Origin of the sequence: Achromobacter dolens (genome assembly GCF_902859745.1) — a bacterium.
Lineage (GTDB): Bacteria > Pseudomonadota > Gammaproteobacteria > Burkholderiales > Burkholderiaceae_B > Achromobacter > Achromobacter dolens.
Genome location: NZ_CADIJW010000006.1, coordinates 78,785 through 91,907, shown reverse-complemented (window position 1 = coordinate 91,907; position 13,123 = coordinate 78,785). Strand labels below are relative to the sequence as shown.

The 13,123-nt window shown below is 69.9% G+C and carries 12 protein-coding genes; 8 read left to right on the top strand and 4 right to left on the bottom strand.

The annotated features are described in order from the left end of the window. The first annotated feature begins 109 nt into the window (after positions 1-109). Positions 110-1,504 (top strand): GntP family permease, encoded by a 1,395-nt coding sequence (locus tag HV783_RS07460; protein ID WP_020927202.1) that lies wholly within the window; start codon positions 110-112, stop codon positions 1,502-1,504. On the opposite strand, the gene HV783_RS07455 is transcribed toward HV783_RS07460, so the two are convergent. Beyond that, entirely contained in the window at positions 1,483-2,403 is a 921-nt protein-coding gene (locus HV783_RS07455; protein ID WP_175143009.1) for a LysR family transcriptional regulator, read from the bottom strand. The genes HV783_RS07460 and HV783_RS07455 overlap by 22 nt on opposite strands. Before the next feature lie 110 nt (positions 2,404-2,513). Here HV783_RS07455 and HV783_RS07450 point away from each other — a divergent pair, with 110 nt between their 5' ends. The 3 genes from HV783_RS07450 (at position 2,514) to HV783_RS07440 (ending at position 5,008) form a co-directional block, all read left to right on the top strand. After that, entirely contained in the window at positions 2,514-3,257 is a 744-nt protein-coding gene (locus tag HV783_RS07450; RefSeq protein WP_064527981.1) for an SDR family oxidoreductase, read from the top strand. 27 nt (positions 3,258-3,284) lie between these two features. Next, positions 3,285-4,181 (top strand): SDR family NAD(P)-dependent oxidoreductase, encoded by an 897-nt coding sequence (locus HV783_RS07445; RefSeq protein ID WP_064527979.1) that lies wholly within the window; start codon positions 3,285-3,287, stop codon positions 4,179-4,181. 110 nt (positions 4,182-4,291) lie between these two features. Beyond that, positions 4,292-5,008 (top strand): YiiX family permuted papain-like enzyme, encoded by a 717-nt coding sequence (locus HV783_RS07440; protein WP_156330809.1) that lies wholly within the window; start codon positions 4,292-4,294, stop codon positions 5,006-5,008. 60 nt (positions 5,009-5,068) lie between these two features. Here HV783_RS07440 and HV783_RS07435 read toward each other — a convergent pair whose 3' ends face one another. Further along, positions 5,069-5,950, bottom strand: a complete 882-nt coding sequence (locus tag HV783_RS07435) for a dienelactone hydrolase family protein (protein ID WP_175188900.1) — start codon at positions 5,948-5,950, stop codon at positions 5,069-5,071. A 204-nt stretch (positions 5,951-6,154) separates the two neighbouring features. Between HV783_RS07435 and HV783_RS07430 the strand changes: the two genes are divergently transcribed. The 4 genes from HV783_RS07430 to HV783_RS07415 all read left to right on the top strand — a co-directional run bounded on the left by HV783_RS07430 (position 6,155) and on the right by HV783_RS07415 (position 10,252). Further along, positions 6,155-6,949: an enoyl-CoA hydratase gene (locus HV783_RS07430; RefSeq protein WP_175188899.1), complete on the top strand. Its 795-nt coding sequence runs from the start codon at positions 6,155-6,157 to the stop codon at positions 6,947-6,949. Further along, positions 6,946-8,091, top strand: a complete 1,146-nt coding sequence (locus HV783_RS07425) for a CaiB/BaiF CoA transferase family protein (RefSeq protein ID WP_064527976.1) — start codon at positions 6,946-6,948, stop codon at positions 8,089-8,091. Before HV783_RS07430 ends, HV783_RS07425 begins: the two co-directional genes overlap by 4 nt. A gap of 73 nt (positions 8,092-8,164) precedes the next feature. Then, positions 8,165-9,109, top strand: a complete 945-nt coding sequence (locus HV783_RS07420) for a LysR family transcriptional regulator (protein WP_064527975.1) — start codon at positions 8,165-8,167, stop codon at positions 9,107-9,109. Positions 9,110-9,268: 159 nt separating this feature from the next. Further along, the gene (locus tag HV783_RS07415) at positions 9,269-10,252 is read left to right on the top strand and encodes a Bug family tripartite tricarboxylate transporter substrate binding protein (protein WP_144655131.1); all 984 of its coding nucleotides are present in this window, start codon (positions 9,269-9,271) and stop codon (positions 10,250-10,252) included. Positions 10,253-10,267: 15 nt separating this feature from the next. Here the strand turns inward: HV783_RS07415 and HV783_RS07410 are convergent, their stop codons facing one another. Further along, on the bottom strand, positions 10,268-10,588 hold the full coding sequence (locus tag HV783_RS07410; protein ID WP_064527970.1) for a helix-turn-helix domain-containing transcriptional regulator: 321 nt from the start codon (positions 10,586-10,588) through the stop codon (positions 10,268-10,270). Between the two features lie 182 nt (positions 10,589-10,770). Then, positions 10,771-12,870 carry a TonB-dependent receptor gene (locus HV783_RS07405; protein WP_175188898.1) on the bottom strand — a complete coding sequence of 700 codons (2,100 nt, stop codon included), beginning with the start codon at positions 12,868-12,870 and terminating at the stop codon, positions 10,771-10,773. Positions 12,871-13,123: the final 253 nt, after the last annotated feature.

The following is a 13,123-nucleotide window of genomic DNA, read 5'->3' as shown; positions in this document are numbered from 1 at the left end:
GGGTCCGGTCCGACAACGGGCCGGCGCCCCGCCCTGTCAGACGGACGCCGGGAGCGATCGGTTAAGGTGTAGCCCCACACCCCTTAACCCTTCATTCCTGGAGTAATGAATGACCGGATTGATTATCGTGGTGGCGGCGCTGGCATTCCTGATGCTGGCGGCGTATCGAGGCTACAGCGTCATCCTGTGCGCGCCCATCGCGGCCATGGGCGCGGTGCTGCTGACCGACCCGTCGGCGCTGGCGCCGGTGTTCTCGGGCATCTTCATGGAGCGCATGGCGGGCTTCGCCAAGCTCTATTTCCCGGTGTTCCTGCTGGGCGCGGTGTTCGGCAAGCTGATCGAGCTGTCCGGCTTCTCGCGCGCCATCGTGCAGGCGGTGCTGCGCCTGATCGGCGCCGAGCGCGCCATCATCGCCATCGTGCTGGTGTGCGCGGTGCTGACCTACGGCGGCGTGTCGCTGTTCGTGGTGGTGTTCGCGGTCTACCCGTTCGCGGCCGAGATGTTCCGCCAGGGCGGCATTCCCAAGCGGCTGATGCCGGGCGCGATCGCGCTGGGCGCGTTCACCTTCACCATGACGGCGCTGCCCGGCACGCCGCAGATCCAGAACATCATCCCCACCACCTTCTTCGAGACCACCACCTGGGCCGCGCCCTGGCTGGGGCTGATCGGCGCGGCCTTCACGCTGACCGTCGGGGTGGCCTACCTGGAATGGCGCCGCAAGCGCGCCGCGCTGGCGGGCGAAGGCTACGGCACCGAGCTGCGCAACGAGCCGGACACGCCGGCCGGCGGACGCGAGCATCACCCGCTGGTCGCGCTGCTGCCGCTGGTGGTGGTGGGCGTGGCCAACTACCTGCTGACGCGCTGGATTCCCGGCTGGTACCCGGCCGGCTCGCAGGTCGAACTGCCCGGCCTGCCGCAGCCCCTGCCGGTCAACGCCCATGACCAGGTGGCGCTGTGGGCGGTGATGGGCGCGCTGATCGCCGGCATCGCCACCATCCTGCTGTTCTCGTTCTCGCACATCAAGGCGCATTTCGCCGAGGGCAGCAAGAGCGCGGTCTCGGGCGCGCTGCTGGCGTCGATGAACACCGCCGCCGAATACGGCTTTGGCGGCGTGATCGCGGCGCTGCCCGGCTTCCTGATGGTGGCCAGCGCGCTCAAGGCGATTCCCGACCCGCTGGTGGGCGAGGCGGTGGCGGTAACCTCGCTGGCCGGCATCACCGGCTCGGCCTCCGGCGGCATGAGCATCGCGCTGGCAGCCATGGCGCAGACCTTCATCGATGGCGCCCAGGCGGCCGGCATTCCCATGGAAGTGCTGCACCGCATCGCCGCCATGGCCTCGGGCGGCATGGACACGCTGCCGCATAACGGCGCCGTCATCACGCTGCTGGCCGTCACCGGCCTGACGCACCGCCAGTCCTACGGCGACATCTTCGCCATCACGCTGATCTCGACGCTGTCGGTGTTCCTGGTGATCGCCGTGTACTACCTGACCGGCATCGTCTGAGCGGCCGGCCCGAAGGCCTGGCCGAAGATCTCGGCCAGCCACTGGCTGAACACGCGTACCCGCGCCGACACCTGGCGATTCTGCGGGTACAGCACCGACACCGGCATCGGCGCCGGCGGCAGGTCGGGCAGCACCACCCGCAACCGGCCCGCCGCCAGCGCATCGGCCACCCGGTAGCGCGGCACCTGCGCCAGGCCCAGCCCGGCCAGCGCCGCGCTGGCGTAGAGTTCCGCGCCATTGACGCTGACCACCGACCCGGGCCGCGCCAGCACATTGCGGCCATCCACCATGAAGTCCAGCGGCAGGCTGCGGCCGGTGGATGACGAGATGTAGTCCACCGCCCGGTGGCCCTCCAGGTCTTCCAGCGTGGCCGGCTCGCCGTAGCGCGCCAGATAGGCTGGGCTGGCCACGGTGACCTGCGGCATCAGGGCGATCTGACGCCCCACCAGCGACGAGTCCTGCAGCGTGCCGGCGCGCAGCACGCAGTCCACGCCCTCGCGCACCAGGTCGACCAGCCGATCGTCTTCGCCCAGGTGCAGCACGATGTCGGGATAGCGTTCGAGAAAGGCCGGCAGGCCCGGCATGACGAACACCCGCGCCAGCGTGCCTTGCAGGTTGACCCGCAGCAGTCCCTTGGGCGCGGTGTTCAGGAAGGCGCCGTCCGCCTCCTCCAGGTCGGCCAGCAGGCGCACGCAGCGCCGGTAATAGGCCTCGCCGTCATGGGTCAGCCGCACCTGGCGCGTGGTGCGCTCCAGCAGGCGCGCGCCCAGGCGTTTTTCCATGCGCTTGACCAGGTTGGTGACGGTCGCGCGGGGAATCCGCAGGTCTTCCGACGCCTTGGAGAAACTGCGCCGTTCGGCGATGCGGACGAATACCTGCATTTCCTGGAAGCGGTCCATGCGCCCTCTATTATTAATGTAGATGAAATTATGTTAGCAAAATCCGGATAATTATCTTTTGTTTGGAATAGTCCATGATTCGTCTCACCCACTCACCCCAAGGACAATCCATGACTTCCCAAGCTTCCCAACGCGTCGCCCTGGTCACCGGCGCCTCGCGCGGCATCGGCGCCGCCATCGTCCGCCGCCTGGCCGCCGACGGTTTTGCCGTCGCCATCAACTACGCCTCCAGCGCGGCCGAGGCCGACGCCCTCGCCGCCGAAGTCCGCCAGGCCGGCGGCCGGGCGCTGGCGGTGCGCGCCGACGTCGCCAAGGCCGCCGAGGTGCGCGCCATGTTCGACCAGGTCGAAGCCGGCCTGGGCCGCATCGACGTGCTGGTCAACAGCGCCGGCGTGCTCAAGCTGCAGACGCTGGCCGAGGCCACCGACGAGATCTACGACCAGACCTTCGACATCAACACCCGCGGCACCTTCAACACCCTGCGCGAGGCCGGCGCGCGGCTGGCCGACGGCGGCAGCATCGTCAACGTCTCCAGCACCACGCTGGCGCTGAACATGCCCACCTACGGCATCTACATCGCCAGCAAGGCCGCGGTGGAAAGCTTCACCCGCGTGTTCGCCAAGGAACTGCGCGGCCGCCGCATCACGGTCAACGCCGTGGCGCCCGGCCCCGTCGCCACCGATCTGTTCAAGCAAGGCAAGAGCCCGGAACTGATCGAGCATTTCGCCAAGATGCCGCCGCTGGAGCGCCTGGGCGAACCCGAGGACATCGCCGGCGTGGTGTCGTTCCTGGCCAGCGCCGACGGCGGCTGGATCAATGGCCAGGTGCTGCGCGCCAACGGCGGCCTGGCCTGACGGCAGGCGCGTTTCCCGGAGATTTCCATGGCATCCGTCATCCTCATCACCGGCGCCGGCAGCGGCATCGGCAAGCTGTCCGCCGAAACCCTGGCCCGCGCCGGCCACACCGTCTACGCCACCATGCGCGACATCGCCGGCCGCAACGCCGGCCGCGCCCAGGCCATGCGCGACTGGGCCGCGGCCCACGGCGCCGATCTGCATCCGCTGGAACTGGACGTGCTGTCGCAGGCGTCCGCCGACGCCGCCGTGGCCGCCATCGTGCGCGAACAGGGCCGGCTCGACGTGGTCATGCAGAACGCCGGTCACCTGGTGATCGGCCCGACCGAGGCGTTCACCGCCGAAGACATGCAGCACGCCTTCGACACCAACTTCTACGGCGCCCAGCGCGTCAACCGCGCCGCCCTGCCGCAACTGCGCCGGCAGCAGTCGGGCCTGATGCTGTGGATCAGCAGCACCACCACCAAGGGCGGCTTCCCGCCGTTCATGGGGCCGTACGGCGCGGCCAAGGCGGCGATGGATTCGCTGGCGGTGAGCCTGTCGTACGAACTGGCGCGCTTCGGCATCGAGACCTCGATCGTGGTGCCGGGCGCCTTCACCCGCGGCACCGAGCACTTCCCCAGCGCCGGCAAGCCCAGCGACCAGGCCCGCGTGGCGGCCTATGCGCGCTACGACGGCGTGATGGACCAGGTCGGCGCGCGCCTGAGCGCGCTCACGCCCGACGACGCCACGCCGCAGGCGGTGGCCGACGAGATTGCCCGCATCGTCGACCTGCCGGCGGGCAGCCGGCCGGCGCGCTCGGTGGTCGACTTCGTCGGCGATGGCGCCGAGGAGGTGCTGGCGCTGGCCGAGGAACTGCGGATCGCCTTCGCCGAACGCATCGGCATCGCCGACCTGCTGCGTCCGTCGACGCCGCGCGCTTGAAAAAAAGCGGCGCCCTGGCCGCGCGGCAACCCGGGCGGGAACGGTAGAATCCCGCATCCCTCGCGCTTGCTCGACGACGCGCGACGAATGGCTTTTCATGGGGAACCGCCATGCCGGCACCGCAACCATCCGCATTGCCACAAGACCGCCGCGCCGCGCGCGACGAGCGCCAGGAACAAGCCCCCGCGTGGCCACGCATCGGACGACGCAAGCCGGCCGGCGCGTGGGCCGGCGCCTTCGTCGCGGCCGCGCTGTGCGCCGCGTCCTGGGCCGCCCGCGCCGCGCCGGACGTGCAGACCGGCGACCTGATCTTCCAGCAATCCCGCTCCGCCCAGAGCCTGGCGATCCAGCAGGCCACTCATTCGCCCTACAGCCACATGGGCATGATCGTGATGCGCCAGGGCGCGCCCTACGTGCTGGAAGCCGCCGCCACGGTCAGCTACACGCCGCTGGCGCAATGGGCGGCGCAGGGCGAAAACGGCAAATACGTCGTCAAGCGCCTGCGCGACGCGTCGCGGCTGACGCCCGAGACGCGCGAACAGTTGGCGGGCACCGGCGCGCGCTATCTCGGCAAGCCGTACGACGCGGCCTTCGGCTGGTCGGACGACCGGATCTATTGCTCCGAGCTGGTCTGGAAGATCTACCAGCGCACGCTGGGCCTGCAGATCGGCGCGCTGCAACCCCTGAAGCAGTTCGACCTGAGCTCGCCCACCGTGCGCGCCACGATGCAGGCGCGCTACGGCAAGGACATCCCGTGGGAGGAACCCATCATCTCCCCGGCCGCGATGTTCGACTCGCCGCTATTGGCCACGGTCCCGGACCGCTGAGGCGGCGGGCGGCGCGGCCGATCGCGCAATCGGCGGCGCCGCCGGCCGCTCGGGCCACGCCTATTGCGGCATGTCGAAGCCCTGCTCGCGCAGGTATTTGGCCACCACCGGCTGCCACTTCTGCGGCGCGTGCGTGAACAGGCTGTGGCCGTTCTCGCCGTCGGGCCCCATGGGCACGAAGGTGGCGCGGCCGCCGGCCTGGTTGTAGGCCTCGACCCAGCGCCTGGGCCAGTCCGGCCCCCAGTACAGGTCGTTCTCGGTATAGATCCACAACATCGGCAGCCGCGTGGCCTGGCCATAGCCCGCGTACGTGGCCTGCAGGCGCTCGGGACCGCACGGCTTGCCGGGCGAGCGCACCGGATCGCCACCCGAGCCGCCCGCGAAGTTGATGGCGGTCTTCACCCCCGCGGGGTTCTGCGCCGCCAGCGCCACGGTCGAGCCGCCGCCCACCGACTGCCCCAGCACCACCACCCTGGCCGGGTCCACGTCCGGACGCTGCGCCATGACCCGCAGCACCTGGTCGATCTGGCTGGCGGCGCGGTCGAACATCGGGGTGAAGCGGCGCTCGCCGCAGGGGCCGCTGTTCTCCAGGTCCGGCCCGCCGGTGACGCCATAGCCCAGGCGCACCGGCAGCGCGACCACGAAGCCGGCATCGGTGAAGAACCTGGACGCCGCCGCGTAGCGCGCCCGTCCCAGCTTGGCGCGGCCGGCGGCGTCGCCGGCCCGGCCATGGTTGATCACGATCAGCGGATGACGGCCCTCGCCCGCCGGCGTGAAGATGGTCACCACGACTTCGCCCGTGGCGATGCCGCCGTTCTCCAGCGCCACCCGCACCGGCACCTTCTGCACGCTTTCATTGGCGGCCAGCTTGGGCGGCGGCGCGGCGCACGCCGTCAAGAGTCCCAGTCCGCCGATCGTCGTGATTCTTGCCAGAACACCCATGTTGCCCCTCGTCAGGAATAGGCTCGCCGCCCGGGTGAGCGCAAGATACTCCGAGCGCGCCCGCCCCGCCATCGTCGCGAACCCGGCCCGCGGCGATTTATTCCAGGCCGGACTCATTCCATGAAAATTACTTGTTTGTCGTGATCAACGGCCAGGCCTAGCATGAGCGGCATCGCCCACGATTCCAATGGAGACAGCAAGCCCATGAGCGCCCCGATTCCCGCCTTTCCCCACAGCCACATCGAGCGCGACGCGCGCGGCGTCTACACGCTGCGGATCGACGACGCCAAGAGCCTGAACATCCTGGCCTCGCCGGTCACGCTGGGCCTGACCCAGGCGGTGCGCTGGATCGCGGTGCAGGCCGACGCCCGCGCGCTGGTGCTGCGCGGCAGCGGCGACAAGGCCTTCGTCGGCGGCGCCAACATCCATGAAATGGCCGAGCTGGATCCGGACGGCGGCCGCGCCTTCATCACCCGCCTGCGCGACCTGTGCGAAGCGGTGCGCGCGGTGCCGGTGCCGACCATCGCCCGCCTGCCCGGCTTCTGCCTAGGCGCCGGCATGGAACTGGCGGCGGCCTGCGACATCCGCCTGGGCTCGCGCGACGGCGTCTTCGGCATGCCCGAGGTGCAGGTCGGCATTCCGTCGGTGATCCATGCCGTGCTGTTGCCGTCACTGATCGGCCCGGGCGCCACCCACTGGCTGCTGCTGACCGGCGCCACGGTCGATGCCGAGCAGGCGCTGCGCTGGGGCTTCCTGCAATTCCTGTGCGAGGCCGGCGAGCTGGACGCGCTGGTCGAGCGCACCGTCGCGCCCATCGCCCACAGCGGGCCGCTGGCGGTGCGGTCACAGAAAGCGCTGCTGCGCTATTGGGAGACGTCCACGGTCGAGGCCGGCCTGGACCGCAGCGTCGACGCCTTCGGCGCGGCCTTCGCCACCGACGAGCCGCGCCGCTACATGGCGCCGTTCCTGGCCCGCAAGCGCGCGCGGGAGGCGCAATGACGGCCCCGGCCAGCGGCCCGCTGGCCGGCGTGCGGGTGGTCGACATGACCTCGGTCGGCATGGGCCCCTACGCCACCCAGATCCTGGGCGACATGGGCGCCGAGATCATCAAGGTCGAAGCGCCCGAGGGCGACGTGTTCCGCGCCTCGGCGCCAGCCGCCTCGCCCGGCATGGGCGCGGTCTACCTGAACCTGAACCGCAACAAGCACAGCGTCACCCTGAACGCCAAGGACCCGGACGACCGGCAACGGCTGCTGCGGCTGGTCGACGGCGCCGACGTCTTCATCTCCAACGTGCGGCCGCGCGCGCTGGCGCGGATCGGCCTGGACGCCGCCAGCCTGCGCGCGCGCAACCCGCGCCTGGTCTATTGCTCGGCGGTCGGCTTCGGCCAGGACGGCCCCTACGCCGCCCGGCCGGCTTTCGACGACATCATTCAGGCCATGAGCGGCCTGGCCGACCTGCAGGGCCGCAACAGCGGCGCGCCGGCCTACATCAACACCATCATGGCCGACAAGGTGGCCGGGCTGACGCTGGCCTACGCCATCCCGATGGCGCTGTACGAGCGCGAGAAATCCGGCCAGGGCCAGGCCATCGAGGTGCCGATGTTCGAGACGCTGGTGTCCTTCACCCTGATCGAGCACCTGGGCGGGCGCACCTTCGACCCGCCGCGCGGCGACATGGGCTACAGCCGCGTGCTGTCGCCCGAGCGCCGGCCCTACCGCACCCGCGACGGCTTCCTGGCGCTGCTGCCGTATACCGACGCGCAATGGCAGCGCTTCTTCACCCTGGCCGAACGCGCCGACCTGGCCGCCGATCCGCGCTACGCCAGCGCCCGGACCCGCGCCCGCCACTTCGACGCGCTGTACAGCGACCTGGCCGCCATCGTCGCGCTGCGCGGCACCGACGACTGGCTGGCGCTGCTGGCGGACGCCGACATTCCTCATTCGCGCGTCAATCCGCCCGAGGCGCTGTTCGACGACCCGCACCTGGCCGCCACCGGCTTTTTCCAGCGGGTCGAGCATCCCACCGAGGGCGCGCTCACGGCCACCGGGATCCCGGTGCGCTTCTCGCGCACGCCCGGGTCGATCCGCCGCCTGGCGCCACGCCAGGACGCGGATCGCGATATGCTCGATCCGGATTGACCCCCCGGAACGTGGCGGATGCGGGCTTGCGCGCGCCGGCCCCCGGGGCGCCCGCCCCCTTTTCGTCCGGACCATGAACATCACCCTGAAGCAGTTGCGCGTGTTCTGCGCGCTCTACGAGTTGCGCAGCTTCACCGCCGCCGCCCGCGCCGCCTTCGTCACGCAATCGGCCGTCAGCAAGCTGTGCGCCGAACTCGAGGCCGAGGTCGGCCAGCCCTTGTTCGAGCGCTCGACCCGCAGCGTCACGCCGTGCGAGGGCGCGGCCGACTTCTATGCCTATGCCCAGGAGATCCTGGGCACGGTGCGCGCGGCCGAGCGCAGCATGTCCGGCCTGCGCTCGCTGGAGCGCGGCGTGGTCGGCGTGGCCTGCTCGCCGATGATGATGGTCGGCCTGCTGGGCGGCGTGATCGCGCGCTACCACCGGCGCCATCCGGGCGTGAAGCTGGACCTGTTCGAACTGAACACCGACGAGACCATCGAGCATGTGCGGCACGGCCGCGCCGACTTCGGCATCGTCTCCACCGACATCGACGGCGACGAGCTGGCCACGCGCGTGATCTACCGCGACACCATGCATGCCGTCTTCGCGCCCGACCATCCGCTGGCGCGCCGCAAGCAGGTGCGCTGGGCCGACCTGGCCGCCCACGAACACATCACGCTGCGCAACGTCTACAGCGTGCGCCGCGCGGTGGACCGCATCAGCGGCGAACTCAGCCTGCAATTCCAGTCCGGCATCGAGGCCGGCATGCTGACCTCGGTGCTGAACCTGGTGCGCGCGGGCCTGGGCATCACCGTGGTGCCCGGCTACGTCTGCGCCTTCGCGCGCCAGTTGGGACTGGCCACCGCGCCCATCGGCGGCGCCGGCCAGCGCGGCCACGCACTGTGGCTGATCCAGCGCCACAACGCGCGCCTGTCGCGGGCGGCGGACGCGTTCCTGGCCGACTTGGAGACGACGCTGCGGGCGCGCGAGGCGGCGCCCGACCCGACCCGCTACGACGAGGACGCCGCCGGCCAGTGAGGCCGCGCCGGGCCGAGGCGCACGGCGCGGGACTTATCCGGATACGGAATAGGTCTATGAAAATTAGTCCCTTGTTGCGATAAGCCGCGCGGCCGCATGATGGCGGAAATCGCGGCCGCCACCTGCCATCGCGGCCGCAGAAAAACACAGGAGACTCTCATGACCCGCCCCCCGCAACGCAGCCGCATGCGCCGGTTCGCCGCCTGCTGCGCCCTGGCCCTGGCCGCCGCCACCGGCGCCGCGCAGGCCGACGGCGCCTACCCCGACAAGCCCATCACCATCGTGGTGCCGTTCTCGCCCGGCAGCGCCACCGACACCAGCGCCCGCATCCTGACCGAAAAGCTCGGCCCGCGCCTGGGCGTGCCGATCGTGATCGAGAACAAGCCGGGCGCGTCCGGCACCATCGGTTCGTCCACCGCCGCGCGCGCCGCGCCCGACGGCTACACCCTGATCCTGACCAGCAGCTCCACGCACTCGGCCACGCCGGCCCTGTTCCGCAAGCTGCCCTATGACCCCACCGGCGATTTCATCCACGTCATCCGCATCGCCACCATTCCCATGATGCTGGTGGTGCGCGCCGATTCGCCCTACGGCTCGGTGTCGCAACTGGTCCAGGCCACCCGCGCCAGGCCGCTGAACTATGCCTACGGCTCGCCCACCAGCCAGATCGCCGGGGCCACCTTCAACAGCGTCGCCGGCGCCGCCGCCAACGCGGTGCCCTACAAGAGCCAGCCGCCCGCCGTCACCGACCTGCTGGGCGGCCACGTCGATTATTTGTTCGCCGACCTGTCGGTGGTCACGTCGTTCATGCACGGCGGCAAGCTCAAGGGCATCGCCTTCACCGGCCAGGCGCGCTCGAAGGACTTCCCCGACGTGCCGACGCTGGCCGAACTGGGCTACAGGAATTTCGACCTGGTGGTATGGGTGGGCGTGGCCGCGCCCAAGGACACGCCGGCGCCGGTGGTCGAGCGCCTGAACCGCGAGATCACGCGCATCCTGAGCGAGCCCGACAGCATCGCCAAGTTCGAGGCGCTGGGCATGCAGGTCGCGCCCAACACGCTGGCCGAACACCAGGCCTTCGCCCAGTCGCAGCGCCAGATCTGGACCCAGCGCGCGATCGACGCGAAGATCGAGCCGCAATAACCGCGCCCGGCGGCCTCAGCCCATCCGGACCGGGGCGGCCGCATTGGCCAGCGGCATCACGGCCAGGCGCAGGCCCATCGCCTTGAGAATCGCCAGCAGGCTGGCCAGCGACGGATTGCCCTTGGGCGACAGCGTGCGGTAGAGCTGGGTCGGGTTCAGCCGCGCCTGCTCCGCCACGGCCTGCATGCCGCCGAACGCCTGGGTCATCTGGCGCAGCACGATCAACAATTCGGCCTGGCTGCCATCGGCGAGAATCTCGTTGAGCGTCGCCAACGCAAGCTGCCGATCGCCGGCGTACACCTGCGCCATCGCTTCGTCATGGAGTCTGCTTTTCATGGTTCCTGTCTCAGCCCAATCGCTATTCGGTTCCAGCTTGGCGAGACCGTACCGCCGCGGCCGCACCATGCCTCGTCAATAAACGAATCTTAAACGGACACGCGCCAAACATCCGGCGCTCTTCGAAAAAAGCAGACGGGCGCCAAAGCGCCCGTTCTTCCTGCCAGGATCCTGGCCACCCGTCAGAACCGATACTGCGCCGTCGCCACCACCGTGCGCGGCTCGCCCACGCGGATCTGGCCGGCGCTGGTGGCCGAGGCGTAGTAGGTCTTGTCGGTGATGTTGCGCACCGCCAGGCGCCAGTCCCACTGGCCGGCGCGGTAGCCGACCAGCGCGTCCCAGGTGGCATAGCCGGGCAATACCGCGGTGTTGGCGTTGTCGGCGTAGCGCTGGCCGACGAAGGTCAGGCCGGTCTCGCCATACAGGCCCTCGGCCGGCTTGTAGGTCAGGAACACGCTGCCGTTGCGCCGCGCCACGTTGCTGACGCGGTTGCCGGCCAGGCCGTTGTTGTCCTCGACGATGGACGCGTTCTGCAGGCCGATGCCGCCGCGCAGGTACCAGTTGCCGGTCAGGCGCCCTGCCGCGGTCAGCTCGATGCCGCGCGAACGTTGCTTGCCGGTCAGCAGCACGATGGTCGGATCGACCGGATCGGAGGTGCGGCGGTTGTAGAGCTCGAGCTGGTACAGCGCCAGGGTGGTGCTCAGATTCCCGTCCAGCCAGTCGCTCTTGACGCCCACTTCGTACTGGCGGGTCTGCTCCGGATCCACGTCATTGGTATTGCCGCGCGCGTTCGGCGTGATGCCGATGAGGCTGCCGCCGACCGGCGAGAAGGTCTTGCTGTACGACGCGTAGATCGAGTGATCGCGCGCCGGCGTCCACACCACGCCGGCGCGCGGGCTCATGCCACGGCTGTCGCGGCGGGCCGAAAGGTCCAGCATGCGGTTGGTGGAATCGACGCTGAAGCGGTCCATGCGCAGCCCCAGCAGCACCTGCCAGGCGTCGTCCAGCTTGATCTGGTCCTGCACGTAGTAGCCCTGGCTGCGGGTCTTGTGACGGGCCGAACTGCTGAGCGTCATGGCGCCGTTGTGCTGCTGGGACAGGTCCGGGTCGTACAGGTCCAGCGTCGGCACCGGCTGCGCGCCCGGGCCCCGCGCCAGCGTGGTGTAGAGGTCGGGCGTGCGCGCCTGGTTGCCCACGTCCACGCCGAACAGCACCCGGTGCTCGATGGCGCCGGTATGGAACAGGCCCTCGGCTTCCAGGTTGTTGCTGATGCTGCGGGTGGTCAGGTCCTGCTGCCAGCGGGTGCGGGAGACCTTGCCGGTGGCGGCGTTGTAGCCGGTCAGGTAGGTGTTGTCGAACTTGCTGTCGAGCGCGAACACGCCCAGCGTGTAGCGCAACTGCCAGCCCGGCGCCAGCGTGTAGGCCAGGCGCGAGCGGAACGATTGCGCGCGATCGTCGATGTAGTCGCGGTCGGGATCGCCGTAGACGGTCGATCGGCCGACGTCGGCGGGCCGGCCGTTGACGCTGGGGATGCCGCGATCCGGAGTACGGTCATAGCGGCTGTATTCGTATTGCACCAGCCAGTCCAGGTCGGGCGTGATGCGCCAGTTCAGCGACGGCGCCACCAGTTGGCGGGTGCCGCCGATCTTGTGGCGGAAGCTGTTGCTGTCCTCCTGGCCGATGTTCAGGCGCACGCTGACGTGCTCGCCGGGATCCGCGCTCAGGTCGCCGTAGAAGCTGCGCAGGTCCCAACTGCCGGCCTGGGCCTCGAGCGTGGACTCGCGGCCCGGCTGCGGCGCCTTGCTGATACGGTTGACGATCCCGCCCTGGCTGCCCCGGCCGTACAGCACCGCGGCCGGGCCCTTGAGCACGTCGATGCGCTCGATGTTGTGCAGGTCGCGCACGTACTGGCTGTCGTCGCGGATGCCGTCCAGGTAGAAGTCGTTGCTGGCGTCGAAGCCGCGGATGCGCAGCGAGTCGAAGCGGGTGTCCGAGGCGTTGCTGACATTGGGGATGCCGGACAGGGCCTCGCCGAGGGTGCTGATGCCGTAGTTCTGCAGGTTCTCGACCTTGACCGTGTCGATGGCCTGCGGCACGTAGCGCGCGGCGGTCTGGGTGCGGGTGGCGGTGGTGACTTCGGGCACCCGTGGATCGTCGGCGTTGGCGCCTTCGACGCTGATGGCGGGGAGATGGATGGGGTCGGCGTGGGCGGGAACGACAGGGGCCATCAGGGCCAGCGCGGCCCCCAGGGTCAGGGCGCGCGGGACGGGAAAAACAGGCATCGCAAGCTTTCTGTAAGTTTTATCGAGCCGCGATCATATCGACAATGAATCTCATTTGTATATGAGATTGTTCTCATTGCCCGCAAAGCCGCGGCGGATGTTGCTGTGTCACAACGACCCGGCCCGGCCGGGCCGCCGGCGCCCCGCCCCCGCGCCGTCGCCCCCGCCATTTGCATGAGTCCGGCGCGCCGGCGGCGACCGCGCCAACCCTCGCGAATTTGCGACGGTCCTCATCCAACCCGGCGAGGCGCGC